This is a genomic window from Pseudomonas sp. GW822-FHT04H02 (genome assembly GCF_058800645.1).
Map to the genome: position 1 here is coordinate 951,945 of NZ_JBXAMM010000003.1, position 23,761 is coordinate 975,705.

At 62.4% G+C, this 23,761-nt stretch carries 25 protein-coding genes, 1 pseudogene and 1 riboswitch; of the genes and pseudogenes, 12 read left to right on the top strand and 14 right to left on the bottom strand.

The genetic code is table 11. The features are described from left to right. Positions 1-15 precede the first annotated feature (15 nt). The 3 genes from AC1RMG_RS16835 to AC1RMG_RS16845 form a co-directional block, all read right to left on the bottom strand. On the bottom strand, positions 16-1,905 hold the full coding sequence (locus AC1RMG_RS16835) for a DUF1302 domain-containing protein (RefSeq protein WP_125062170.1): 1,890 nt from the start codon (positions 1,903-1,905) through the stop codon (positions 16-18). Between the two features lie 338 nt (positions 1,906-2,243). Then, positions 2,244-3,926 (bottom strand): fatty acid--CoA ligase, encoded by a 1,683-nt coding sequence (locus AC1RMG_RS16840; protein ID WP_019093006.1) that lies wholly within the window; start codon positions 3,924-3,926, stop codon positions 2,244-2,246. Positions 3,927-4,072: 146 nt separating this feature from the next. Continuing rightward, positions 4,073-5,257 carry an MFS transporter gene (locus AC1RMG_RS16845; RefSeq protein WP_410036522.1) on the bottom strand — a complete coding sequence of 395 codons (1,185 nt, stop codon included), beginning with the start codon at positions 5,255-5,257 and terminating at the stop codon, positions 4,073-4,075. 87 nt (positions 5,258-5,344) lie between these two features. Between AC1RMG_RS16845 and AC1RMG_RS16850 the strand changes: the two genes are divergently transcribed. Continuing rightward, positions 5,345-6,118 carry an AraC family transcriptional regulator gene (locus AC1RMG_RS16850; RefSeq protein ID WP_041119820.1) on the top strand — a complete coding sequence of 258 codons (774 nt, stop codon included), beginning with the start codon at positions 5,345-5,347 and terminating at the stop codon, positions 6,116-6,118. Here AC1RMG_RS16850 and AC1RMG_RS16855 read toward each other — a convergent pair. After that, positions 6,102-6,731: a LysE family translocator gene (locus AC1RMG_RS16855; protein WP_011063367.1), complete on the bottom strand. Its 630-nt coding sequence runs from the start codon at positions 6,729-6,731 to the stop codon at positions 6,102-6,104. The two genes, AC1RMG_RS16850 and AC1RMG_RS16855, sit on opposite strands and share 17 nt — an antisense overlap. An 84-nt stretch (positions 6,732-6,815) precedes the next feature. Here AC1RMG_RS16855 and AC1RMG_RS16860 point away from each other — a divergent pair, with 84 nt between their 5' ends. The 3 genes from AC1RMG_RS16860 to AC1RMG_RS16870 all read left to right on the top strand — a co-directional run bounded on the left by AC1RMG_RS16860 (position 6,816) and on the right by AC1RMG_RS16870 (position 9,662). After that, on the top strand, positions 6,816-7,781 hold the full coding sequence (locus tag AC1RMG_RS16860) for a 2-hydroxyacid dehydrogenase (protein ID WP_283989149.1): 966 nt from the start codon (positions 6,816-6,818) through the stop codon (positions 7,779-7,781). A 31-nt stretch (positions 7,782-7,812) separates the two neighbouring features. Further along, complete coding sequence (locus AC1RMG_RS16865) at positions 7,813-8,811, top strand: methyltransferase (RefSeq protein WP_125062172.1); 999 nt, start codon at positions 7,813-7,815, stop codon at positions 8,809-8,811. A gap of 51 nt (positions 8,812-8,862) precedes the next feature. Further along, a riboswitch (yybP-ykoY riboswitch) is annotated at positions 8,863-8,986 on the top strand. Positions 8,987-9,077: 91 nt separating this feature from the next. Then, positions 9,078-9,662 carry a TMEM165/GDT1 family protein gene (locus AC1RMG_RS16870; protein WP_011063370.1) on the top strand — a complete coding sequence of 195 codons (585 nt, stop codon included), beginning with the start codon at positions 9,078-9,080 and terminating at the stop codon, positions 9,660-9,662. An 85-nt stretch (positions 9,663-9,747) separates the two neighbouring features. On the opposite strand, the gene AC1RMG_RS16875 is transcribed toward AC1RMG_RS16870, so the two are convergent. Further along, the gene (locus AC1RMG_RS16875; protein ID WP_011063371.1) at positions 9,748-10,566 is read right to left on the bottom strand and encodes a M48 family metallopeptidase; all 819 of its coding nucleotides are present in this window, start codon (positions 10,564-10,566) and stop codon (positions 9,748-9,750) included. A gap of 1,362 nt (positions 10,567-11,928) precedes the next feature. Here AC1RMG_RS16875 and AC1RMG_RS16880 point away from each other — a divergent pair. Together AC1RMG_RS16880 and AC1RMG_RS16885 are read left to right on the top strand one after the other, a co-directional pair. Next, positions 11,929-12,126, top strand: a pseudogene (locus tag AC1RMG_RS16880) (HAMP domain-containing protein); the annotation flags it as partial. A 111-nt stretch (positions 12,127-12,237) separates the two neighbouring features. Continuing rightward, complete coding sequence (locus AC1RMG_RS16885; protein WP_370059449.1) at positions 12,238-12,981, top strand: methyl-accepting chemotaxis protein; 744 nt, start codon at positions 12,238-12,240, stop codon at positions 12,979-12,981. A 115-nt stretch (positions 12,982-13,096) separates the two neighbouring features. On the opposite strand, the gene AC1RMG_RS16890 is transcribed toward AC1RMG_RS16885, so the two are convergent. From AC1RMG_RS16890 to AC1RMG_RS16900, 3 genes are read right to left on the bottom strand one after another with little or no spacing between them, the layout of a single operon-like run. Further along, positions 13,097-13,717, bottom strand: coding sequence for an SOS response-associated peptidase (locus tag AC1RMG_RS16890; protein WP_493169656.1), 621 nt, complete (start codon positions 13,715-13,717; stop codon positions 13,097-13,099). A gap of 35 nt (positions 13,718-13,752) precedes the next feature. After that, the gene (locus AC1RMG_RS16895; protein ID WP_011063374.1) at positions 13,753-14,013 is read right to left on the bottom strand and encodes a putative signal transducing protein; all 261 of its coding nucleotides are present in this window, start codon (positions 14,011-14,013) and stop codon (positions 13,753-13,755) included. A gap of 16 nt (positions 14,014-14,029) precedes the next feature. Beyond that, positions 14,030-14,212: a CPXCG motif-containing cysteine-rich protein gene (locus AC1RMG_RS16900; protein ID WP_011063375.1), complete on the bottom strand. Its 183-nt coding sequence runs from the start codon at positions 14,210-14,212 to the stop codon at positions 14,030-14,032. A 139-nt stretch (positions 14,213-14,351) separates the two neighbouring features. Between AC1RMG_RS16900 and AC1RMG_RS16905 the strand changes: the two genes are divergently transcribed. Next, positions 14,352-15,518, top strand: a complete 1,167-nt coding sequence (locus AC1RMG_RS16905) for a 1-acyl-sn-glycerol-3-phosphate acyltransferase (protein WP_015636954.1) — start codon at positions 14,352-14,354, stop codon at positions 15,516-15,518. Between the two features lie 66 nt (positions 15,519-15,584). Here the strand turns inward: AC1RMG_RS16905 and AC1RMG_RS16910 are convergent, their stop codons facing one another. Then, entirely contained in the window at positions 15,585-15,872 is a 288-nt protein-coding gene (locus AC1RMG_RS16910) for a hypothetical protein (RefSeq protein ID WP_015636955.1), read from the bottom strand. 189 nt (positions 15,873-16,061) lie between these two features. On the opposite strand from AC1RMG_RS16910, the gene AC1RMG_RS16915 reads away from it, so the two are divergent. Further along, on the top strand, positions 16,062-16,268 hold the full coding sequence (locus AC1RMG_RS16915; RefSeq protein WP_011063378.1) for a hypothetical protein: 207 nt from the start codon (positions 16,062-16,064) through the stop codon (positions 16,266-16,268). An 88-nt stretch (positions 16,269-16,356) separates the two neighbouring features. Here the strand turns inward: AC1RMG_RS16915 and AC1RMG_RS16920 are convergent, their stop codons facing one another. Next, complete coding sequence (locus AC1RMG_RS16920; RefSeq protein ID WP_011063379.1) at positions 16,357-16,941, bottom strand: YajG family lipoprotein; 585 nt, start codon at positions 16,939-16,941, stop codon at positions 16,357-16,359. Positions 16,942-17,147: 206 nt separating this feature from the next. On the opposite strand from AC1RMG_RS16920, the gene AC1RMG_RS16925 reads away from it, so the two are divergent. Together AC1RMG_RS16925 and mqo are read left to right on the top strand one after the other, a co-directional pair. Then, positions 17,148-17,381, top strand: coding sequence for a hypothetical protein (locus AC1RMG_RS16925; RefSeq protein ID WP_210458103.1), 234 nt, complete (start codon positions 17,148-17,150; stop codon positions 17,379-17,381). Between the two features lie 735 nt (positions 17,382-18,116). Then, complete coding sequence (gene mqo, locus AC1RMG_RS16930; protein ID WP_019095052.1) at positions 18,117-19,628, top strand: malate dehydrogenase (quinone); 1,512 nt, start codon at positions 18,117-18,119, stop codon at positions 19,626-19,628. A 67-nt stretch (positions 19,629-19,695) separates the two neighbouring features. Here the strand turns inward: mqo and AC1RMG_RS16935 are convergent, their stop codons facing one another. From AC1RMG_RS16935 to AC1RMG_RS16950, 4 genes are all read right to left on the bottom strand, one after another. After that, on the bottom strand, positions 19,696-19,983 hold the full coding sequence (locus AC1RMG_RS16935) for a PA4642 family protein (protein ID WP_236203330.1): 288 nt from the start codon (positions 19,981-19,983) through the stop codon (positions 19,696-19,698). Positions 19,984-20,046: 63 nt separating this feature from the next. Beyond that, positions 20,047-20,532: a hypothetical protein gene (locus AC1RMG_RS16940; protein WP_011063383.1), complete on the bottom strand. Its 486-nt coding sequence runs from the start codon at positions 20,530-20,532 to the stop codon at positions 20,047-20,049. A 99-nt stretch (positions 20,533-20,631) separates the two neighbouring features. Further along, positions 20,632-21,105 carry a WbuC family cupin fold metalloprotein gene (locus AC1RMG_RS16945; RefSeq protein WP_011063384.1) on the bottom strand — a complete coding sequence of 158 codons (474 nt, stop codon included), beginning with the start codon at positions 21,103-21,105 and terminating at the stop codon, positions 20,632-20,634. 3 nt (positions 21,106-21,108) lie between these two features. Next, positions 21,109-21,666, bottom strand: a complete 558-nt coding sequence (locus tag AC1RMG_RS16950; protein WP_011063385.1) for a hypoxanthine-guanine phosphoribosyltransferase — start codon at positions 21,664-21,666, stop codon at positions 21,109-21,111. A 164-nt stretch (positions 21,667-21,830) separates the two neighbouring features. On the opposite strand from AC1RMG_RS16950, the gene upp reads away from it, so the two are divergent. Further along, positions 21,831-22,469 carry a uracil phosphoribosyltransferase gene (upp, locus tag AC1RMG_RS16955; protein ID WP_011063386.1) on the top strand — a complete coding sequence of 213 codons (639 nt, stop codon included), beginning with the start codon at positions 21,831-21,833 and terminating at the stop codon, positions 22,467-22,469. Between the two features lie 2 nt (positions 22,470-22,471). Beyond that, entirely contained in the window at positions 22,472-23,746 is a 1,275-nt protein-coding gene (locus AC1RMG_RS16960) for a uracil-xanthine permease family protein (RefSeq protein ID WP_011063387.1), read from the top strand. The last annotated feature ends 15 nt before the right edge of the window (positions 23,747-23,761 follow it).

Below are 23,761 nucleotides of genomic sequence, written 5' to 3' on the forward strand. Positions count from 1 at the left end.
GAAAATGCAGTGTGCTTAGAAGTTCACGCCAACGCTCAAGGCGAGGAAGTCCCGGTCATCCACGGTGCTGTAGTCGCCACCGAAGAAGTTGGTGTAGGCCAGGCTCGCGGTGTAGGTGTTCTGGTACTCGGCATCCAGCCCCAGGCTGATGGCCTTGCGGCCTTCTTCGAAGTTGCCGCCAGGACCTGGCGAGTAACCCTTGACGTCATGGGACCAGGCCACGTTCGGCTTGAGGTTCACACCAGCGAACACATCCGGGTACTCCCAGATGGCACGGCCGCGGTAGCCCCAGGAGGTGGCGGTGGTGAAGCCATCGTTGTTGCAGTTGGCGCTCAGATTGCTGGCGTCTGCACCAGGACCTGCACCGGCAATGGTGGTGGAGTTAAGCGCACGACAGGTGTTTTGCCCGCCGGTGGCTGGCAAGGCGCCAGGACCAAACACCGGATCACGTCCATAGCGGACATCCGACTTGCTCTCAAGGCCTCCGACGTGGGTAACCCCCACCTCACCCACCAGCGTCAGACGGCTGGCGCCCATGACCTGATCGAAGAAGTGCGTGAAGGTGGTCTGGAACTGAGTGATTTCCTTGCGGCGATAGCCATTGAGGTCCTGCCCCGCTACACCTTCAAGCAGCGAGGCGTTGGTGTATGCCCCCTTCAGAGGTCGAACGGCGGAATAGAGAATATCGGTAGAGTTGAGTTGTACAGGCGCATTCGGCCGGTAGCTGATTTCACCGCTCCACGCCGTCCCCGTAGGCAGGGTGGTGGAGAAACTCAAGCCATACAGGCGAATGTCTTCTGGATACTCAACGAAGTACTTCGAATTACCGGCGATCCATACCGGCGCCAAAGTGCCGAAGCCAGGAGCAATGGCGTAAGCCGACTGTGGCGCAGCCGTGGCACTGAAAATCGGCGCCCGGCTGTGATAGTTCATGAAGTAGGCGCCGAACTCGGTGTCCAGCGGCTCGAAGTTGTAGTGGAACGCCGCACCGAACTGGCCGCTGTCACGGGCATCGCGGTCGCCACTGCGACGCACCAGCGTGCCTTCTTCGTTGACGTCGACGCCACGAGCCTGCATCGCGGCCAGGGCCGCGCGCCCCGGCGCCGTGGCGGCGATGGTCGAACGCTTGGCCAGCAGTCGCAGGTTGTCGTCACAGCCGTCGGAAATGTTGTCCGGCTGCGAGAAGAAGGTGCCGCAGTTATCGGTAACGGTCTGGTCCCATTCCAACTGGTAGAAGGCTTCGGCCGACAGGTTCTCGGTCAGGTTCTGGGAGATGTAGAACATGTTGACCGGGATCAGGCCTTCCTTGATCTCGGCGCCAGGACGGCGGAACGCCGACACATCGATGGGGTTGATCGAGTTGATACCGCCACCGATGAAGGTACTTTCGCCCCAGCTCACCACCTGCTTACCGAAACGCACGGAGCCCGGCTCATCGGCAATGGAATAGTTGTGATAGATGAAGGCATCGAGAATCTGCCCGCCGGAAGACTTGGCGCCCTCTTTACGGTTGTCGTTGCTGACGTTCTTGAAGTCCAGGTCTTCGTCCTGGAGCTTGAAGTCATACCAGTACTTGCCACGGACAAACACACCGGTATCGCCGTACTTCAATTCCAGGTCATGGATACCCTTGAAGATCTTCGAGAAGGTCTGGCCCTTGTTGAAGTTCAAGTGGCCGTCATCGGTGGTCTGGGACAGGCCCTTGCCGCCGTTGTTGACCCCGATCAGGTCCTTGTTGCGCCCGGCGGTCGACCAGCTGGCCCCCACCGACAGGGACGAATCGAAGCTGCCTTCGATTTCACCGATGTTGAAGCTGACGCCGAATGCCGGCCCGGCGAGCGTGGAGGCGAGACCGACGGCCAGGGGCAGTTTCGCCCGGCGCCAGAACTGGTTTGCTGATGTCATCGACGCTACTCCATGTGCATTATTGTTATGGCAGTACGCTTTTCTGAAAACGCTTCGAATACCGGTTGAATGAACACTTGTCCCGGCTCCGAAGTTGCGTGGCGCGAGCCCCCCGCAATGCTCCGTCGTTCAGAAAAATCCGTGAACGGACTATATCCAGCAGGGATTACTGCTTGATCCCTCTAAAGTGTGATTTGCAGCCACCCACCGCACTGGAACAGCCCTTTGCCATAACCTTTGAAAAACGGCGCGGCAAGAATGACTGAAAAATCCGTGAGTACAAGGCAAAGGCTTGCCGGGTGGGCATGCCGTGCCCGAGCGGGCACGGCCGGGGACGCTCAAAGCGTGGAGAGGAAGGTGCTGTTGCTGGCCTGCCACTCGCTGATGTCGACGCGGATGCGCTTCTTGTCGAGCTTGCCAACGCTGGTCTTGGGAATTTCAGTAACAAGGGCGATCTGACTGGGAATCGCCCACTTGCTCAGGTGGCCCAGCTCGACGAAGGGCTTGAGGTGTTCCTTGAGCTCGCGGGCGCCAATCTCATGGCCCTCGCGGATGACCAGCAGGGCGAATGGGCGTTCGCCCCACTGCGGATCGGCGATGCCCACCACTGCTACTTCACGTACCGCCACGTGGCGGCTGATGAGGTCCTCCAGGTCCAGGGAGGAGATCCACTCGCCACCGGTCTTGATCACGTCCTTGATCCGGTCGCGGATGTCGATCACCCCCATGCTGTCCAGGGTCGCCACGTCACCGGTATGCAGCCAGCCGCCTTCCCAGAGCTCGGCGCCTTTTTGCGGTTCGTTGAAATAACCTTCGCTCAGCCAGGGCGCCCGCAGCACCAGCTCGCCCTGGGCCTCGCCGTCCGCCGGGAGGAAGTTGCCTTCGGCATCGATGATTGCCGCTTCCACCAGCGGCCCCGGTACCCCGGCCTTGATGCGGTAGGTGGTGCGCTCGTCCTCGCTGCCCGCCATCAGTTCATCGTTCAGGTGTGCACAGGACACCAGCGGTCCGGTTTCCGACATGCCGTAGGCAGCCGTCAGCTGGATGCCCTTGGCCTTGGCCGCCTCGTACAGCGCGCGGTTCAGCGCACTGCCGCCGATGACGATCTTCCAGCCGCCGAAATCCGTACCCTGGGCCGCCTTGGCATTGAGCACCATCTGCAGGATGGTCGGCACGCAGTGAGAGAAGGTGACCTTCTCCCGGCGCCACAGCTCCACCAGGTACTCCGGGTCGTAGCGCCCGGGATAGACCTGCTTGAGCCCGAGCATGGTGGCCACGTACGGCAAGCCCCAGGCGTGCACGTGGAACATCGGGGTGATGGGCATGTACACATCGTTGGTGCCCAGCAGGCGCACGCTGTCGATGGCCCCCATGATGGTGGACACCCCCAGGGTGTGCAGCACCAGTTGGCGGTGGGTGAAGTACACGCCCTTGGGGTTGCCGGTGGTGCCGGTGGTGTAGAAGGTGGTGGCCACCGAGTTCTCGTCGAAATCCTCGAACGCGTACTGGGGGCTGGCCGCGGCGAGCAAGGTCTCGTACTCGCCCACCAGGTTCGGCAACTCGGCGGTTTTCTCCGGGGCATCGGTGAGCAGCAGGGTTTTCTCCACCGTGGTCAGGTGCCCGGCAATCGCCTGGTACAGGCCGACGAACTCGCTGTTGACCAGCACGAAGCGGTCCTCGGCATGGTTCATGGTGTAGAGAATCTGCTCCGGCGACAGACGCACGTTGATGGTGTGGATCACCGCACCGATCATCGGGATGGCAAACATGCACTCCAGGTAGCGATGGCTGTCCCAGTCCATGACCGCCACGGTGTCCCCCGCCTTGACCCCGGCCGCGGTCAGCACATTGGCCAGGCGCGCCACCCGCTCGATCAGGGTCGGATAGGTGTAGCGCAACTGGTCACGGTAGATGATCTCGCGGGTTTTTTCGTAGCGGGTGCCGGACATCAGCAAGCGCTTGATCAGAAGTGGGTATTGGTAGGCGCCTTCGGCGGGGGGAATAACGCGAGTCTGCAACATAAGAATCCCTTTTCTGACGGCTCGGTCGTGACTGGAGGATAACCACTCTAGAGCTCCTGCGCGCCCGCTAAATCAGCCAAAGGAATGATTTGCAGGGCCGTACAAATACTAGCTTCAGGCCAGTATTGTTACGGCCCTGCACGACCTCAGGCGCTTTGCCCCACTGCCGCTTCCGCGGGGGTGCGGGGAAAGGCCAGCGCCGCGGCAAACGTCAGCGCCGCGACCCCCGCCAGGACCAGGTACAGGCCGCTCAGGCCCTCACGCGGTTCCACCAGAGCAATCAGCGGAATCGCCGTGGCACTGGCACCGAACGACAGGCAGTAACGCAAGGCGAAGACTCGCGACTGCCACTGGGGCGCAACGAAGTTCGCGACCATAGCATCGTTCACCGTGACCTGGCCGAACACCACGAACATGAAGGCCGCACCCAGGACGATCACGCCCCAACCCTGGCTGTCGGCCATCGCCAGCAGCAACGGGGCCTGGAGCAGGGTCAAAATGATGAACGGCCACTTCAGGCTGAAGCGGTGCAATACCCGGCCGATCAACAACTGCGCCACTGCGCCGAAGGCATAGGCCAGGCTGACCACCACCCCCAGGGTCTGCGGCGAGGTGAACAATTCATGCAGGCGTTCCTGGAACAGCTTCGGGTAAGTCATGGTGGAGGCGTTGAAGACCACCCCGCCAGTGGCTGTGGCCAGGGCCAGCACGCCGAACACCAGGAACATGGAGATCTGCTGCCCGCCCTTGCCCTTGAGCGGCACATGGGCGCGTGCGGGGGCAGGCTCGTCACGCACCTGCAAGGCAAAGCCGACACCCAGAAGGATGGCCACGCTCCCCGGCAGGATGAACGCCGAGCGCCAGCCGAACTGCGCCACCAGCAAGCCGGTAATCAAGGCCGAGAAGGCCACGCCGAGGTTGCCCCACATACCGTTGATGCCGATCTCGCGCCCGCGATTCTGCGCATAGGCCACCAGCATCGCGGTGCCGACCGGATGATAGATAGCGGCGAATATTCCCATCAGGGTCAGCCCGATCACCAGCATGCTCGGGCTATTACTGAGCCCGGTGAGGATCGAGGCGCCACCGATGCCGAAGAAGAACAGCAGCATCATCTGCCGCCGACTCCAGTGATCCCCCAGCCAGCCGGCCGGTAGCGAACAGGCGCCAAAGGCGATGAAACCGCCCAGGGACAGACCGATCAGCCCGGCATAGTCCAGGCCAAAGGCCTGGGTCATGCCCAGCATGGCAGCGGGAAAGATCAGCATGAACATGTGATCGATGACATGGGCGGCGTTGACGTAGCGGATGACGTTTCGGGCTTGATTCATGGCGACACACCGGGGGTTGGTTGTTGTGCCGCCTATGCTAATTTGGCAATCCACCGTATTTCTGACAACAAAGTCATTGGACCGGACATGTTAATCGACCACTTCCACCATGGGCCGGTCAGCGCCTATCCCCGGGACTACCCCGACGCCGCGCATCAACCATTGCACCGCCATCGCGAGGCGCAGTTTCTCTACGCCGCCTGCGGCACCATGCGCCTGGTCACCGCCCAGGGCGCCTGGGTGATCCCACCGAGCCGGGCGGTGTGGATCCCGCCACTGGTGGAGCATGAAATCTTCATGGTCGGCGAGGTGCGCATGCGCTCTCTGTTCATCGACCCGGAGCTGTCAGCGCCCGCATTGCGCCAATGCTGCGTCCTGGCGGTCACACCGCTGCTGCGGGAGTTGATCCTGCGTGCCGTGCAAGGTCCGGAACAAGCGGAAAACCCCTTGATCCAGCAATTGATGCTGGAAGAAATCGCCGCCCTGGAAAACCTTCCGCTGCACATTCCCATGCCCCAGGACCGGCGCTTGCAAGCCATCTGCCGGACCCTGATACAGACCCCGGATCACCCCCACACCCTGGAAGACTGGGCACAGCAGGTCGGCGCCAGTTCACGAACCCTGGCGCGGCTGTTCCAGCAGCAGGTGCAGATGAATTTCAATGCCTGGCGCCAGCAGGTGCGCCTGATGGAAGCCCTGCCACGCCTGCTCGCCGGGGAAAGCGTGCACAGCGTGGCCGACTCGCTGGGATACGGCAGCGCCCGGGCCTTCAGCGCGATGTTCTGCCGTTTGCTCGGGGATACGCCACGGCATTACGTGGCGGCCCTGAATCAGCTCAGCGCAATCAATGCATCTCGGTGAAGGCCAGCTTCACGCCGATGGCGATCAGCACTGCGCCCATGGTGCGGTCGAACCAGTGGCCCATGCGGGCAAAGCCGGCACGAACCCGCTGCTGGCTGAAGAGCATGGCCACCAGGCAGAACCACACAGCGGTGGCCACCGCCAGATACACGCCATACCCGGCCTGGATCGCCAGCGGCGTATGCGGGTTGATCACCACGGTGAACAGCGAGAGAAAGAACAGCGTCGCCTTGGGGTTCAGGCCATTGGTGACAAAGCCTGAAGTGAAGGCCCCACGCGCAGTGCGGACCCCGGCTTCCTTGTGCAGGTCGTCGGCCGCCGGTTTGGCCGGCTGGGCACGCAGGGCCTTGTAGCCGATGTACAGCAGGTAGGCCGCAGCCAGCCACTTCAGTGCGTTGAACAGGACGATGGACTGGGAAACGATCAGGCCGATCCCCAGCAGCGAGTAACCCACGTGCAGGAAGATTGCGCAGCCCACGCCCAGCGCGGTCCAGGTGCCGGCTCGACGGCCGTGGGTCACGCTTTCACGCACCACCACGGCGAAGTCCGGGCCGGGGCTGGCCACTGCCAGAAGATGGATGAGGGCAACGGTCAAGAACTCGGTGAAGTACATGCAGGCTCCTGTGTATGTCTAATTATTTCATCTGTTAGGCTCGGCAGATTACGCCTTAGAACCCTCGTGCAAAAGGTACAGTTCATGACTAACAATCGCCGCGCCGTCTTCCTCGATCACAGCTCACTGGACCTCGGTGACCTGGACCTGGGTGCGCTGCATGACAGCTTCAGCCCTCTGCAAGTACATGCCCACACAGCGCCGGAACAGGTCGCCGAACGCCTGCAGGGAGCCCGGGTGGCCATCAGCAACAAGGTGGCACTGACAGCCGAAACCCTGGCCGCCTGCCCCGACCTGCAACTGATCCTGGTGGCCGCCACCGGCACCAACAATGTCGACCTGGCCGCAGCCCGCAAGCAGGGGATCACCGTCAGCAACTGCCAGGGCTACGGCACTCCCTCGGTGGCCCAGCACACCCTGATGCTGCTGCTCAACCTGGCCACCCGGGTCGCCGATTACCAGCAGGCCGTGGCTGCCGGGCGCTGGCAACAGGCCAGTCAGTTCTGCCTGCTGGACTACCCGATCATCGAACTGGCGGGCAAGACCCTGGGCCTGCTGGGCAATGGCGAACTGGGCAGCGCGGTGGCCCGCCTGGCCGAAGCCTTTGGCATGCGTGTGCTGCTGGGGCAGATTCCAGGCCGCCCGACCCGCCCGGACCGCCTGCCGCTGGAGGAACTGCTGCCGCAAGTGGACGCCCTGACCCTGCACTGCCCCCTCAACGAGCACACCCGCCACTTTATCGGTGCCCGGGAACTGGCCCTGCTCAAGCCCGGAGCCCTGGTGGTCAACACCGCCCGCGGCGGGCTGATCGATGAACAGGCCCTGGCCGATGCATTGCGCAATGGTCACCTGGGTGGTGCGGCCACCGATGTGCTCAGCGTCGAACCCCCGGTGGCTGGCAACCCCCTGCTGGCCGGCGACATTCCGCGCCTGATCGTCACTCCACACAACGCCTGGGGCAGCCGCGAGGCCCGCCAGCGAATCGTCGGTCAATTGACGCAAAACGCCCACGCCTTCTTCAGCGGCGCCCCGCTGCGGGTCGTGAGTTGATAAACTTCGCCACTTTTTTCGGGGGCGGATCATGGATACACGCAGTGAAGTACTGTTGCGTCAGGCTGAATTGTTTCAAGGCTCACTGCTGCTGGCCGGCCTGGCCGCCGACGATCTGCTGGGCCGCCTGCCCAATGCCCGGGGCTGGAGCTGGCACGCCGGCGACCAGGCAGCCCTGGAGGCGCGCTTTCCCGGCCGCAGTCACTTTGGCGTAGACGCACCGGTCGAATCCTTCGACAGCGCCGTGCTGTTCCTGCCCAAATCCAAGGACCTCACCGACTACCTGCTCAACGCCCTGGCCTCGCGCCTGGCCGGGCGCGAACTGTACCTGGTGGGCGAGAAGCGCAGCGGCGTGGAGAGTGCGGCCAAGCAACTCAACCCTTTCGGCAAACCGCGCAAGCTCGATAGCGCCCGGCACTGCCAGCTGTGGCAGGTCACGGTGGCCAATGCTCCCGAACCGCTCACCCTGCAGAGCCTGGCCCAGGAGTACGAACTGCCGCTGGCCGAAGGCCCGCTGAAAGTCATCAGCCTGCCGGGGGTGTTCAGCCATGGCCGGCTGGATCGCGGCACCGCGCTGCTGCTGGAGCACCTGGACCACCTGCCCGCCGGCCACCTGCTGGACTTCGGCTGCGGTGCCGGAGTGCTCGGGGCCACCGTGAAACGCCGCTACCCGGACAGCCGCGTGACCCTGCTGGATGTGGACGCCTTCGCCGCCGCCAGCAGCCGCCTGACCCTGGCGGCCAACGGCCTGGAAGCCGAGGTGCTGACCGGTGACGGAATCGACGCCGCGCCCATGGGGCTGAACGGCATCCTGACCAATCCGCCCTTCCACACCGGGGTCCATACCGACTACCAGGCAACGGAAAACCTGCTGCGAAAAGCAGCCAAACATCTGCAAAAAGGTGGAGAACTGCGAGTAGTTGCCAACAGCTTCCTGCGCTACCAGCCGCTGATCGAAGAGCACCTGGGGCCCTGTGCGATCAAGGCGGAAGGCCAGGGCTTTCGCATTTATCGGGCCAAGCGTGGCTGAAATCCTTTTTCGCAAACAAGGCTTGCCGAAAGGGTTTTGCCTAGGCAGAATCCGCTCCGTCCTAGGGGAGTAGTCTCCCACGAGCGCCACGCTCGTCCGGCATGCGTCAACATACTTGGTCAACAGACCATGGCGCATGCGACCCAAGAGTCCGCACAGACGGACCGCAGGGTTTGACAAGACCTATGACACGCACACCTTACCCGGGGCGGGAAGGCTGTACGTGTCATAGCCGTGTCGACCCGCCCCTTAGGAAAACCCTGATGATGCTGGATTCTCTCCTCGTTCCCACCGCAATCGTTGCCTTGGCCGAAATCGGCGACAAGACGCAACTGCTTGCCCTGATTCTTGCCGCGCGCTTTCGCAAACCCTGGCCGATCATCGCCGGCATCGTTGCCGCGACCCTGGCCAACCATGCAGCGGCCGGTGCGGTAGGCGCCTGGTTCGGCAGCTTCTTCTCGGACTCGACCCTGCACTGGATCCTCGCCGCCAGCTTCACCGCCACCGCGCTGTGGACCCTGGTTCCGGACAAGATGGACGACGACGAAGCCAATACCGCACGCAAGTTCGGCCCATTCCTGACCACCCTGATCGCCTTCTTCCTGGCAGAAATCGGTGACAAGACCCAGGTCGCCACCGTCATGCTGGCGGCGCAGTACCCGGATCTGTGGCTGGTGATCATCGGTACCACCCTGGGCATGCTGATTGCCAACGTACCGGTGGTCCTGGCAGGCAACTTCGCCGCAGACAAGCTGCCCCTGACCCTGATCCGTCGCCTGGCGGCGTCGGCCTTCTTCATCCTCGCCGTGGTGGCGGTGTACAAGGCCATGCAGATCAGCGGCTGGGTATAAACGAAATCGCCGGCAAGCTGGCCCCTACGCAACCCGTAGGAGCCGGCTTGCCGGCGATAGCGTCATCGACAATGACGCGAAGGGATCAGGACTTCTTGGCGGCCTGATACAGCGGCATCACCTTGGGAATCGCCGCCTGCAAGGAAGCGATACGGCTGGTGGAAGCCGGGTGAGTGCTCATGAACTCGGGCGGCGCGGAGCCACCGGCAGCCTGGCCCATCTTGTTCCACAGGCTGATGGCCGCATTCGGGTTGTAACCGGCACGGGCGGCCAGTTCCAGGCCGATCAGGTCCGCTTCGTTTTCATTCTCGCGGCTGTTGGGCAGGGTCATCAGCAGGTTCACCCCGTTGTCGCCCAGGGCTACGGTTTCCTGCGGAACGCCGAACAAGGTGGCGATCTGCTTGCCGGCACCGACCGCGTACTGCTTGGACATGGCTTCGCGACCGTGCTCGCGCAGGGCGTGGGCAATTTCATGGCCCATGACCGCGGCGATTTCATCGTCGGTGAGTTTGAGCTTCTCGATCAGCCCGGAGTAGAAAATGATCTTGCCGCCAGGACCGCAGTTGGCGTTGAGCTCGTCGCTCTTGATCAGGTTGACTTCCCATTTCCACTGCGCGCAGTCGGGGCGGAAAGTCGGCGCCTGGGCAATCAGGCGGTTGGCAATGACCTGCAGGCGCTTGGCGTTGGCGCTGGTCTTGTCCAGTACGCCCTGGCTGCTGGCTTCACCCAGAGTCTGCTGATAGGACTGGGCATAGGACTGGTTCACTTCAGCGCTGGAAACCATGCTGAACATGGATTGCTTGCGATCCACACCGACCACGCCACCGCTGGTGGTATTGACCGTTTCACAACCGCTGAGCAGTACTGCGGCACTCAATGCACATACGACCAATGACTTCTTCATCATGAAACCTCCCTGAAAACGTGGCGCGTATCCTAAGGGCGGAAATGTATCCGCGCCAGATGTAAAAACAGCAATCGGTCGCATTTCAGATACATATCTGCCTTGCAGGAGAAAATTCATTCCTCCCGCAAATCCCGCCCGGGTTACCCCCACAGCTTGCCAAGAACGACATCAAGCTCCCTGAAACAGTCATTTTTCCGTGTAAGGCTAATGGCCAGCGCTGCAGCGGCCGATACAGCTCGGCAGACCTAAATTCCTGCGCCCGGAGCCTCTATGAAGTTCAAGTCGATCCAGTTTTCCGTCGCCGCCCTGGCCGGCGCCATCGTTCTCAGCGTGGTTGCAGCCCTGGTGCTGTACGCCCTGTTCTCCGGGGCCAGGACCCAGCAGATGGTGCAAGACCGTACCCAGGCCCAGTTCGAACAGGTCATCGAACAACGCCTGAGCGGCCTGGCGCAGACCCAGGTCAGCCAGATCCAGCGCGAACTGGAAGCGCCCCTTCTGATCGCCGGCGGCCTGGTGCGGGTCAATGCGCTGATGGGCACCCAGGACTCGCAAGGCCATGCCGGGCTGAGCCTGAGCCGTGAACAACTGATTGCCCTGATCAAGGAAAACGTCACCCAGAACCCGAAGATCCTGGGTGCCTACATTGGCTGGGAACCCGGTGCCATCGACCATGACGACGCGGCCTACGTAGGCACCTCGGTGGTGGGTATCGATGCAGCAAACGGCCGCTTCCTGCCCTGGTGGTTCCGCAATGAAGACGGCAGCCTGGGCCTGGACAAACTGGCCGACGTCAATGATCGGACCCTGCTTTCCACCGGCGTGCGCGCCAGCGAGTACTACCTCTGCTCCCAGGACAGCCTAAAGCCTTGCGCCATCGACCCCGCTCCCTACAAGGTCGGCGACAAGGTGGTGATGCTGGCCTCCTTTATTCAGCCGATCCTGCTCAACGGCAAGTTCCAGGGCATCGTGGGTGCCGACCTGTCAGTGAACTTCATCCAGGACATGCTGGTGGGCGCCAACCAGAAGCTCTACGGTGGCGCCGGGCACATGGCCCTGATCGGCGGTAACGGTCGCCTGGTCGCCTATACCAAGGACTCGAGCAAGTTCGGTGAAAAAGTCAGCGACGTGCTCAGCAGTGATGCACTGACCAAGCTGTCCAGCCTCAAGCGCGGCGAAGTGACCTACGACGTCGACCAGGCCAACGGCACCATCAGCCTGTACCTGCCCTTCGGCATCGGCCAGACCGATGCGCACTGGACCCTGATGCTGCAACTGCCGCTGAGTGCGGTGATGGCCGACCTCGACAAACTGCAAGGTGACCTGGCCGAACAACGCAAGGCCGACACCTTCGGCATGGCCATGGTCGGGCTGGTGATTGCCGGCCTCGGCTTGCTGGTGATCTGGCTGGTGGGCCACGGCATTGCCCGGCCGCTACGGCAGATGGTGGCAATGCTCGACGACATCGCTCAGGGCGAAGGCGACCTGACCCGACGCCTGACCAGCGATCGCGCTGACGAGCTGGGCTCCATCGCCAAAGGCTTCAACACCTTTTTGGCCAAGCTGCAGGCGATGATCAGCCAAGTGGTGACCTCGGTTCAGAGCGTCAGCGATTCTTCGGAACACACCGCAGACATCGCCATTCGCACCAACCAGGGCGTGCACAAGCAAATGGTTGAAATCGATCAGGTAGCCACCGCGGTGCACGAAATGACCGCCACCGCCCAGGACGTCGCGCGCAATGCCACCCAGGCCGCGCAAGCCGCCAGCCACGCCGACCAGGCCGCGAGCCAGGGCATGCAGATCGTGCGCGACACCTCCAGCGCCATCGGCGCCCTGGCCGAGGAAATCGGCCGTGCGGTGGGCGTGGTGCAGACCCTGGCCAAGGACAGCGAGAACATCAACGCCATCCTCATCGCCATTCGCGGGATTGCCGAGCAGACCAACCTGCTGGCGCTTAACGCGGCAATCGAGGCGGCCCGAGCCGGCGAGCAAGGCAGGGGCTTTGCGGTGGTTGCCGACGAGGTGCGCAACCTGGCGCAGAAAACCCAGCAGGCCACCGAAGAAATCCAGTCGATGATCCAGCAACTGCAACAGGGCACCCGGGAAGTGGTACGGGTGATGGAGGACAGCCAGCACAAGACCGACCAGAGTGTGGAACACGCGGCCAAGGCGGCCCAGGCCCTGGAAACCATCACCCAGGCGGTGTCGGTGATCAACGACATGAACACCCAGATCGCCAGCGCCGCCGAGGAGCAGAGCGCGGTGGCCGAGGACATCAACCGCAATGTGATCAATATCGGCCAGGTGGCCAATGAAGTGGCGGGCGGCGCCGATGAGTCCAGTGCGGCCAGCGCCGGGCTGACCAAGCTCGCCGAACAGCAACGACGCCTGATCAACCAGTTCAAAGTCTAATCACGGACCTGTAGGAGCCGGCTTGCCGGCGAAAGCGATCCTGGCTTGGACAGCAAACCAGGGGGCCTCTTCGCTGGCAAGCCAGCTCCTGCAGCCAGCTCCTGCAGTTGATGCTTCAGGCGGGGGTCAGGCACTCGGGGCCGTTGAGCTTGGGGTCATTGACCAGGTTGGCCAGGACCCGCTCGCGCAGGGCTGCCGGCGGGCTGGCCAGCAAGGCTTGCAGGGCATGCAAGGGGGTCTCGGGATCGAGCCAGGCTTGCTGGCCGGCGGCATCGAGGATCAGCGGGCGACGCAGATTGGAAGCCGCCTGGGTTACCACTGCAGTGCTCAGCCAGACCTGCTCCTGCACCGGGTAGGCCTCCCATATCGCGGCAAAAAAGATCGACGAACCTTCCCCCGGCGTCAGCCAGTAGGGGCGCTTGCGGGTGCCGCCGCGCCATTCGTAGAAACCATTGGCCGGCAGCAGGCAGCGCCGCTCGCGAAAGGCCTGGCGAAACATCGGCTGCTCCGCCAGGGTTTCCGCCCGGGCATGGGCGGGCGTCCGGGAAAGGTCCGTGAGCCACGGCGGTGTCAGCCCCCAGCGGGCCCGGGCCAGGGTGCGATGGCCATTTTCCGCGCGCTGGATCAGCACCGAATCATTGGGCGAGATGTTCCACTGCGCCTTCTGGTCGGCGGGAAATCCCGGCAAGGCGGCAAACGCGGGGTTCCAGCGAAACAGGGCATAACGTCCACACATGGGGCAATACAACTCTCGGCAAATCGGCGCTCAGCCTAACAGACCAGCACCCCGGCAAAATTGTCCGGTTCATCAAAGGGCAACGGCAGGGCCGCATTGTACGCAGCGATCAGCTCTCGCGCCTGTTGCGCCTGGTGGTTTTCCACCGACAGCCCCAGCAGCCCGAACAGCGGCAGCTCCCCTGCCCCGCCCAACAGATCGCGCCCCTGCAGATGGGCCTCGATCCCCTCGCTGGCCAGCATGCACTGGAGCAACTCGCCTTCCAGCAGGTTTTCCGGCTCGTAGATGCGCTGCATAAGGGCCACTCCCCATTCAGTCGTTTTCACTGTGAACGTCGAGCATCCATTCCCGACCGTCGGTTTGCAGGGTGAATACAATGGGCCGGCAGCACACCGGGCAGTCTTCGATATAGGTCTGGTCGCCGCCAGACAGGTCCAGCACCGCCTCTGCCTGTTCGCCACAGTAAGGGCACTGATAATGGTCGGTTTCCAGCATCGCCGTCTCCAGAGTGACTTATGCGTATAATCGCCGGTCTATTTGCAGGGCTTTTTTTGTTTGAGCTGAATTTTCAGACCGTGCCCGGCTTTTTTCGATCCGAACCTTTTCTTACCCTAGCCGTTTCTAACAAGAGAGCATGATGGGCGAATTCGATGCCATCCGACCTTACCACGACAGCGAAGTACCAGCGGTGCTGGCCCGGCTGCTCGGTGACAAGGCGTTTCTAGATATCCTCACCCACTTTCGCTTCCCGCGTTTTGCCAAGACTTTCGGCTGGCTGCTCAAACCCCTGATCGCTCACCGCCTGCGCCGTGAGTTTGCCGGGGTCACTTCGGTGGCCACCCTGCAGGACAAGGTCGAATTCTACGTCGACCACACCATCGAGCGGGCCACCGACGGCGTGACCTACACCGGCGTCGAGCAGTTCAAGTCGGGCACCGCCTATGTGTTCCTGGCCAACCACCGCGACATCGTCATGGACCCGGCCTTCGTCAACTACGCGGTGTACCACGCCGGCCTGCCGACGCCACGCATCGCCATTGGCGACAACCTGCTGCAGAAGCCGTTTGTCAGCGACCTGATGCGCCTGAACAAGAGTTTCATCGTGCACCGTTCCATCAGCGGTCGCCGGGAAAAGCTCGCGGCCTACCAGCTGCTGTCGGCCTATATCAACCATTCGATCCGCAACGACGGCCAGTCGATCTGGATCGCCCAGGCCGAGGGCCGGGCCAAGGATGGCGACGATCGCACCGAGTCGGCGATCCTCAAGATGTTCCACATGAGCCGCAAGGACGAGCCGTTCGGCGAGGTCATCCAGTCGTTGAACCTGACACCGGTGTCCATCAGCTACGAATACGACCCCTGCGACCAGGCCAAGGCCCGCGAGCTGTACATCCGCGCCACCACCGGCACCTATACCAAGGCACCAGGCGAGGATGACGTGAGCATCGCCAAGGGCATCACCGGCTATAAAGGCCGGGTCCACGTGAACTTCGCCGCGCCCATCAGCGAATCCTTCGAGGACACCAAGCAACTGGCCATGGAAATGGACCGGCAGATCCTCGGCGGCTACCGCCTGTTCCCGGTGCACTACCTGGCCTATGCCCAGTGGAGCGATGCCGATCCACAACTGCAGGTGCCAACGGCCGCCGAGGTCTTCCCGGCCCAGGAGCTGGCCAAGGCCGAACAGGAATGGCAGCGCCGGCTGGATGCCTGCCCGGCAGAACACCGGCCGTACCTGGTACTGCAATACGCCAATCCGGTGCGCAACCAGTATCGGGTCAAGGCCGGTCTGGCGCTGTAACGGCCGGACTGGAAAGCACAACGGCGCCTGCGGGCGCCGTTGTCGTTTCTGCAACCTGGGGGTTGATCAGAACCGGGTGCTGATCCAGGACACCAGCAACGCCAGGCCAAGGCAGGCGAAGCCGAAGCGGTAGAAAAACCTATTGATGCGCAAGGTTGCGGGATCCAGCATCAGCAACGGCTGATCCACCGCCCGTCCCTCGCTCTGCACGGCCAGATTGGCCAGGGCCCGCAGTTCACGACGGCGGGTGGCGTGCAGCAGCCAGCTGCCTGGGCAGGCGAACAGCAGGGCAAGCAGGTTGATCAGTTTGGCGGGATGGGCGTTGAACATCGACCAGATCAGTTGCAGCGACATCATGAACCTCGGAGGAAAGCCGTATACGGGCCGTCGAGTGCACCCGCGGCGCGGATTCTACTCAATCCCCGACAAAACGCGGGGGGCTTTCCGACCAGTAACGAGACGCCGGTCCATTAATTTAAAGCGTCATCTTTTCGTCATCTAAACAAGCCAGTCTGTCGCCCCTCGAAACCCACGGAGCTTGTCATGCTGCACGCCGAAAACCAGGACCGCCTTTACCTGATCGCCCCCAGTGAAGAACAGCAGGCGCTGGTGGGCGCCCTGGCGTTCAACGTGCAGGACCGGCACTGGCTGGTGTATTGCGCCCTGGGCGGGCACCAGCACGCGGACCTGCCGGAAACAGACCTGCTGACGGGCGTCAGCATGCTGGACTTCTACGTCGAGGCGGCCTGATCCGCGCCCATAAAAAAGCCCGGCGCGCCATCAGGCAGCCGGGCTTTTTCGTTGCTTGGCCAGGGCTCAAACCCCGGCCAGGCGCGGGTTACTCGCCGAGGATCTGGCCCACGGTCGGATCCTTGAACAGACGGGTCAAGGCATCGCTGAGCACATCGCCCACCAGCTTGGTATTGGTGTCCTGGTTCGGCGCCATGCCGAAACGCTGGTCCAGGGAAGCACCGTAACGGCCGCTGTAACGACGGTTGGCGTTCTGCACATCCGAGCGGAAGGTGGCACCGATGGTGGCCTCGGTCACGTACAGGCCTTCTTTAGGCGACTGGTACTTGAGCTCGGCCAGGGTCACAGTCAACTGAGGGGCGTTGGCGCCACCGGCGGTCGGGGTAAAGCCCAGCAGGCGCACTGCGGCTTCGGCCTGGGCCTGCAGCTTGGGCAGGATCTGCGCGCTCTGCACGGTGATGGCACTGGTTTCCGGGTACAGGCCGCCACGGGTGCCCAGGGTCGGCGAAGGACGTCCATCAACCACTTTCACCACCACCGGCTGGCCATGGCCGACAGGCGCCAGCTGGGCAGTGAGCTTGGGCTCCGGGCTGAGTTGTTGCGGGCTGTGGGCGCAACCCACCAGCGACAGGCTGGTCACAGTGATCAAACCGAACAACAGGCGTTGCAACATGCTCATCTCTCCAGGAATCAGGCACAAACAGGCCCGCAGTATAGCGGTGCACAAGGACGGCAAACCAGCGCCAGGCATGACTTAGTCAAGACTCAGACAGGTCCCGTACAACCGGGTTCCTGTAACCTGCCGTTCACTGGCAATACATCATGATGTAACGGCTCAAGGGCATTCTTATCGTCAATGACACATTCAGGTACCTGGTCATGAACTTCATCCGCTCCCTGTTCGCCCCGCGTCAACAGTTTCGCAGCTTCGCCCTGCTGGACAGCCAGGGACGTTGCCAGGCCTTCAAGCACTGCCTGCTGGCCCCGGTAGGCGATGGCTGGGTGGAAATCCAGGAAATTCGCCTGAACTGGTTGCACCAGCCGCTGCCCGCCAGCGCCCGGGTCAGCCCGCGCTGCGCTCGCTCCCGGGTGCAACCGATACTGGCCACCTGACCAAAAGCCTAATAAAAGTCGCGAAACAGGATCATTTCTGCGCATTTCTTCGTTACAATCTCCCCCCGATTATAAGGACGTCTCCTGATCGGGCCTCGCAGTACCGCCAACGCCACTGCTTTGGCACCCCGCACCGCCCACAGAGAGCCGCCCACACAGTTCGAGTGAAGCTGGCGTGCTTGCTGTTCACCTTGCAAACCTCCACTTTTCGCGAAACTGCAGAGCTGCCGTTGCTCGGCCACTTAAAGCTGTTTGCCCGTCGTGCCCGCATCCTTTGCCGGCATCACCGCGCGGGCCAGGTGCCAGGCTGAGGCAGCCCTTTTTTGAGGTTCACGTCTTCAAAAGAGCGTGAAAAAACGGGTTTTCACAACTTCACAAGAGTGTGGCGAGCAAATGAATAGTTTTGCGTCTGAACTGGCACCATTGGCCTCTACAACAGCCCGATTACACAGGACCGAGCACTCCTCAAGAACTGGTGCTTGAAGCCTGTCCGCTGACGGATTTGGTTGCACGAGCGGATGTATCGACCATAAGTCGAATTGCCCGAGGCTCCCCGAGATGCGTTCATACGCACCTTGAGGCCCGGTTGGCAGCGTCCGTGGTAGTTGCAAAAAATTGCGAAGATTCGGACATGGCGATCCTGGCCATGGGTAACCTGGGGCATTACGTGAACCGCCCCGTCACTCCTGGCAGCCATGCCGTCAATTTGGTGCTGCAGATTTTGGAGACGCGTTAATGGCGCATAACGAAGCAGTAGACGTCGTATTGGTCGGGGCCGGCATCATGAGTGCCACCCTTGCTGTACTGCTCAAAGAGCTCGACCCCGCGATCAAGCTGGAAGTCGTCGAGCTGATGGATTCGGGTGCCGCGGAAAGTTCCAACCCGTGGAACAACGCCGGTACCGGCCATGCCGGCCTCTGTGAGCTGAACTACACGCCACAGGCCGCCGATGGCAGCATCGACATCAAGAAAGCCGTGCACATCAACACCCAGTTCGAGGTGTCGAAGCAGTTCTGGTCCTACCTGACCAAGAAAGGCACCTTCGGCTCGTCCAAGTCCTTCATCAGCCCCGTGCCGCACCTGAGCTTCGTACAGGGCGAAAAAGGCGTTTCCTTCCTCAAGAAGCGCTTTGAAGTACTGAGCCAGCACCATGCCTTCGCGGACATGGAATACACCGAAGACAAGGCCAAGATGGCCGAGTGGATGCCGCTGATGATGCCGGGCCGCCCAGCGGACGAAACCATCGCCGCCACTCGCGTGCTCAACGGTACCGACGTCAACTTCGGCGCCCTGACCAACCAGTTGCTCAAGCACCTGACCAGCGCTCCCGATGCCCAGGTCAAGTACTGCAAGCGTGTCACTGGCCTCAAGCGCAACAAGGCCAACGGCTGGACCGTGAGCATCAAGGACGTCAACAGCGGCAGTACCCGCGAAGTCGACGCCAAGTTCGTGTTCCTCGGCGCCGGTGGCGCGGCCCTGCCCCTGCTGCAGGCCTCGGGCATCGAGGAAAGCAAGGGCTTCGGCGGTTTCCCGGTGAGCGGCCAGTGGCTGCGTTGCGACAACCCGGAAGTGGTCAAGCAGCACCAGGCCAAGGTCTACAGCCAGGCGGCCGTGGGCTCGCCACCGATGTCCGTGCCGCACCTGGACACCCGCGTGGTCGAAGGCAAGAAGTCCCTGCTGTTCGGGCCTTATGCCGGCTTTACCACCAAGTTCCTCAAGCACGGCTCGTTCCTCGACCTGCCGATGTCGGTACGCGCCGGCAACATCGGCCCGATGCTGGCCGTGGCCCGGGACAACATGGACCTGACCAAGTACCTGGTCAGCGAAGTCATGCAGTCCATGGAACAGCGCCTGGAATCCCTGCGCCGCTTCTACCCCGAGGCCAAGGCCGAGGACTGGCGCCTGGAGGTGGCCGGCCAGCGGGTGCAGATCATCAAGAAGGATCCGAAGAAAGGCGGCATCCTGCAGTTCGGTACCGAACTGGTGGCCGCCAAGGACGGCTCTCTGGCCGCCCTGCTCGGCGCCTCGCCAGGTGCCTCGGTGACCGTTTCGATCATGCTGGAGCTGATCGAGCGCTGCTTCCCGGCCAAGGCCAGCGGCGAATGGGCTGCCAAGCTCAAGGAAATCTTCCCGGCACGGGAAAAGGTCCTGGAAACCGACGCAACGCTGTACCACCAGATCAACAGCGAAAACAACCTGAGCCTGGAGCTGGTCGAGCCAAGCAAGGAAACCGAAAGCTGCGCCTGATCCGCGCTGAATGAAAAACGCCCCGTCCTTCGCAGGACGGGGCGTTTTTTTATGCCTGGCGAGAAGATCAGCCGCGGGCGTTGTCCATCAGCTCGATGTAGTCGGCGGCGTTGCGCTGATCGCGGATCAGGTCGATGAAGGTCTGGCCGTGCTCATCCTTGCCATCCAGGTCGAAACCGGCCTCGACGAAGAAGGTCAGGAAGCGTTCGAAATCATCGATGCGCAGGCCACGATAGGCCTTGATCAGCTTGTGCAGGGACGGCGAAGTTGCATCGACCGGCTCGAAATCGAGGAACAACTTGATCTGCTCGTCGCTGATCTCGTCACCAATCACTTGTTTCTTATCTTTACGCATTGCCGACTCCAGCTCGCAGACATTTCACGGGGCGGGCAGTTTACCCCCAGCCCGCATATGGCCTCAACGCGAACGCACGCTGCCGGTATGCAGGTCAGCCCAGATGTGCCCGTTGGCATAGCTGAGGAACTGGCAATACACCGTGTCGTTGCGCAACAGGTCCATCACCGCACGGTACTGGGCCAGCGGGTAATACAGGGTCAGGGTCCGGGTCTTGGCATCGAACTGCGGCTTTTTCAGGCTTTTGCTTTCACCGTCGAAGTTCACCAGCACCTGGCTGATGGTGGCGCCCTTGTTCAACGGCTTGCCCTTGAGCCGCACCCACACTGGCGAAGTCACGGGAATCGGTTGCTGGTTCGATTGGCGCTGGCTGCCGATCACCACCGAATACTCGGTGACCTGCAACAACTGCTGCTGTTGCGGGACGCTGTCGCGCAGGGTCAGATCATCGGGAGGCAGGAACTGCCCGTGCAAGGGGGCCGGGGCGGCTGCCAGGGGCAGGCTCAAGCACAGAAGAAGGGCCGCGCTACTGCGAATCAACAGGCTCATGACAGGCTCCAGACAAGGGCCGAGCACTCTAGCACGGGTTTTTACTGCAAATCTTGCACCGTTACCGACGGTAGGCCGCTGTCACGGGCGCGGGCCTGTTCAGTCGAACTGGGCGCGCATCCAGGCCTGGTATTCGGCCACGCCGGGCTCGCCTTCACGGGGCGCCCAACTGGCCTGCTCACCCTCGCCCACTGGGCGATAAGGGCCGGCCTTGCATTCGAACATCAGGCTGTCGGGCTCCAGCACCACCAGGCCGTGGAAAACCCCGGCCGGCAAGTCCACACCGACGCAGTCGCCGCCGGCCTGCAGCACCCGCTTGCCCTGGACCTGGCCCGCTTCATCGAAAATCAGCACGCCCAGGCGCCCCTTGAGCACCAGCAGGGTCTCGGCCTTGTCAGCGCTCAGGTGGCGATGCGGCGGAACATAAGTGGAGGGTTGCAGCCCCACCGCCATGCGGTGGCAAGGCTCTTCCATGGCATGGAAGTTGTGGTGCTGACGACCGCGGGGGTTGGCCGCGGCTTTCTCAGCCAGGTCGCTGAACAACGCTTGATCGAGAAAGCTCGGCCCGGTCATCGCTTACATGCCCTTGACGGCATAGATGCCGGCAGCGTTACGCCAGTAGCCCTTGTAGTCCATGCCGTAGCCGAACACGTAGCGGTCCACGCAAGGCAGGCCCATGTAGTCGGCCTTGAGGTCCGGACGGGCCTTGCGGTCGTGGTCCTTGTCGATCAGCACGGCCGTGTGCACGGCGCGGGCGCCGGCGTGTTTGCAGAAGTCGATGATCGCGCCCAGGGTGTGACCTTCATCGAGGATGTCGTCGATGATCAGCACGTCGCGGTCGATAAAGGAGACTTCCGGCTTGGACTTCCAGAACAGCTCACCGCCGCTGGTTTCGTTGCGGTAGCGGGTAGCGTGCAGGTAGGAGGCTTCCAGGGGAAAGCGCAGGTGGGTCAGCAGCTTGCCCGCGAAGATCAGGCCACCGTTCATGACGCAGAACACCACCGGATTGCGCTCAGCCAGTTCTTCAGTGATTTGTGCACCGACCCGGGCGATGGCCGCCTCGACTTCAGCTTCGGTGTACAGGCAGTCAGCCTCGCGCATGATTTGACGGATATGCTCGAGATCAGCGGACATGGCGCTCTCCAAGGGGTGGCAGTTTCGGAAAAGCGGGCAAAGGTACGCATCCGGCCCGGTCAGATCAAGCGTTTCTGGACTAACGTACTTTATGTCTATAGGACAACAACCCCGGATAGATTAATCTAGGCCGTTTTTTTTGCCCGCCGCCGGAGCCTTTCCCTATGCCCATCCGTGAGATCCGCCATCCGCTGATCCGACACAAACTTGGCCTTATGCGCCGCGCAGACATTAGCACGAAGAACTTTCGCGAGCTCGCTCAGGAAGTCGGTGCCCTGCTGACGTACGAAGCCACCAAAGACCTGCCCCTGGAAAGCTACGAGATTCCAGGCTGGTGCGGCCCTGTCCAGGTCGAGAAGATCGCCGGCAAGAAGATTACCGTGGTACCGATCCTGCGTGCCGGCATCGGCATGCTCGAAGGCGTGCTGAGCCTGATCCCGGGCGCCAAGGTCAGCGCCGTAGGCGTGGCCCGCAACGAGGAAACCCTGCAGGCCCACACCTACCTGGAAAAACTGGTACCGGAAATCGACGAGCGCCTGGCGATGATCATCGACCCGATGCTGGCCACCGGCAGTTCCATGGTCGCCACCATCGACCTGTTGAAAAAGGCCGGCTGCCGTGACATCCGCGCCATGGTCCTGGTGGCCGCCCCCGAGGGCATCGCCGCCGTCGAGCAGGCGCACCCGGACGTGACCATCTACACCGCTTCCATCGATCAGAAGCTCAACGAGCATGGCTACATCATTCCTGGCCTGGGTGATGCCGGTGACAAGATCTTCGGCACCAAGCAGAAGGATTCCTGATCATGCAGGACGAGTTCAACGATCCGCTCTGGCGCCAGGTACTGTCTGGCGCGCAGATGCTCTTCGTGGCCTTCGGTGCCCTGGTGTTGATGCCGCTGATCACCGGTCTCGACCCGAACGTGGCGCTGTTCACGGCGGGTCTCGGGACTCTGTTGTTCCAGGTGGTGACCGGGCGCCAGGTGCCGGTCTTCCTGGCGTCGAGCTTTGCCTTCATCACCCCGATCATTCTCGCCAAGGGGCAGTTCGGCCTCGCCGCGACCATGGGCGGGGTAATGGCGGCGGGCTTCGTCTACACCTTTCTCGGCCTGGCCGTGAAGATCAAGGGCACCGGTTTCATCGACCGCCTGTTGCCGCCGGTGGTCATTGGCCCGGTGATCATTTCCATCGGCCTGGCCATGGCCCCCATCGCCGCCAACATGGCCATGGGCAAGGCCGGTGACGGCAGCGAGCTGATTCATTACCAGACGGCGATGATGATCTCGATGCCCGCGCTGCTCACCACCCTGATCGTCGCGGTGTTCGGCAAAGGCATCTTTCGCCTGGTGCCGATCATTTCCGGCGTGCTGGTGGGGTTTGCCCTGTCGTTCTACTTCGGCGTGGTGGACACCGCGAAGATCGCCGCCGCCCCCTGGCTGGCACTGCCGCACTTCACCGCACCGGAGTTCAACTGGCAGGCGATCCTGTTCATCGTCCCGGTCGCCCTGGCACCGGCCATCGAGCACATCGGTGGCGTGATTGCGGTCGGCAGCGTCACCGGCCGCGACTACCTGAAGAAGCCCGGCCTGCACCGCACCCTGTTCGGTGACGGCATCGCCACCACCGCTGCCGGCCTGTTCGGCGGGCCGCCCAACACCACCTACGCCGAAGTCACTGGCGCGGTAATGCTGACCAAGAACTACAACCCGAAAATCATGACCTGGGCGGCGGTCTTCGCCATCACCCTGGCCTTTATCGGCAAGTTCGGCGCGCTGCTGCAAAGCATCCCGGTGCCAGTGATGGGCGGGATTCTCTGCCTGCTGTTCGGCTCGATCGCCGCGGTGGGGATGAACACCCTGATCCGCCACAAGATCGACCTGGGCGAAGCCCGCAACCTGGTGATCGTCTCGGTGACCCTGGTGTTCGGCATTGGTGGCGTGCTGGTGGGAACCGGTACCGGTCCGGATGATTTCGGCCTCAAGGGCATCGCCCTGTGCGCCGTTGTCGCCATCGTGCTGAACCTGGTGCTGCCGGGGAACGACGGCTGGAAAAACAAGAAGGCCGATGAGCCGTTGATCTAGAGAACCCTTCGCCGG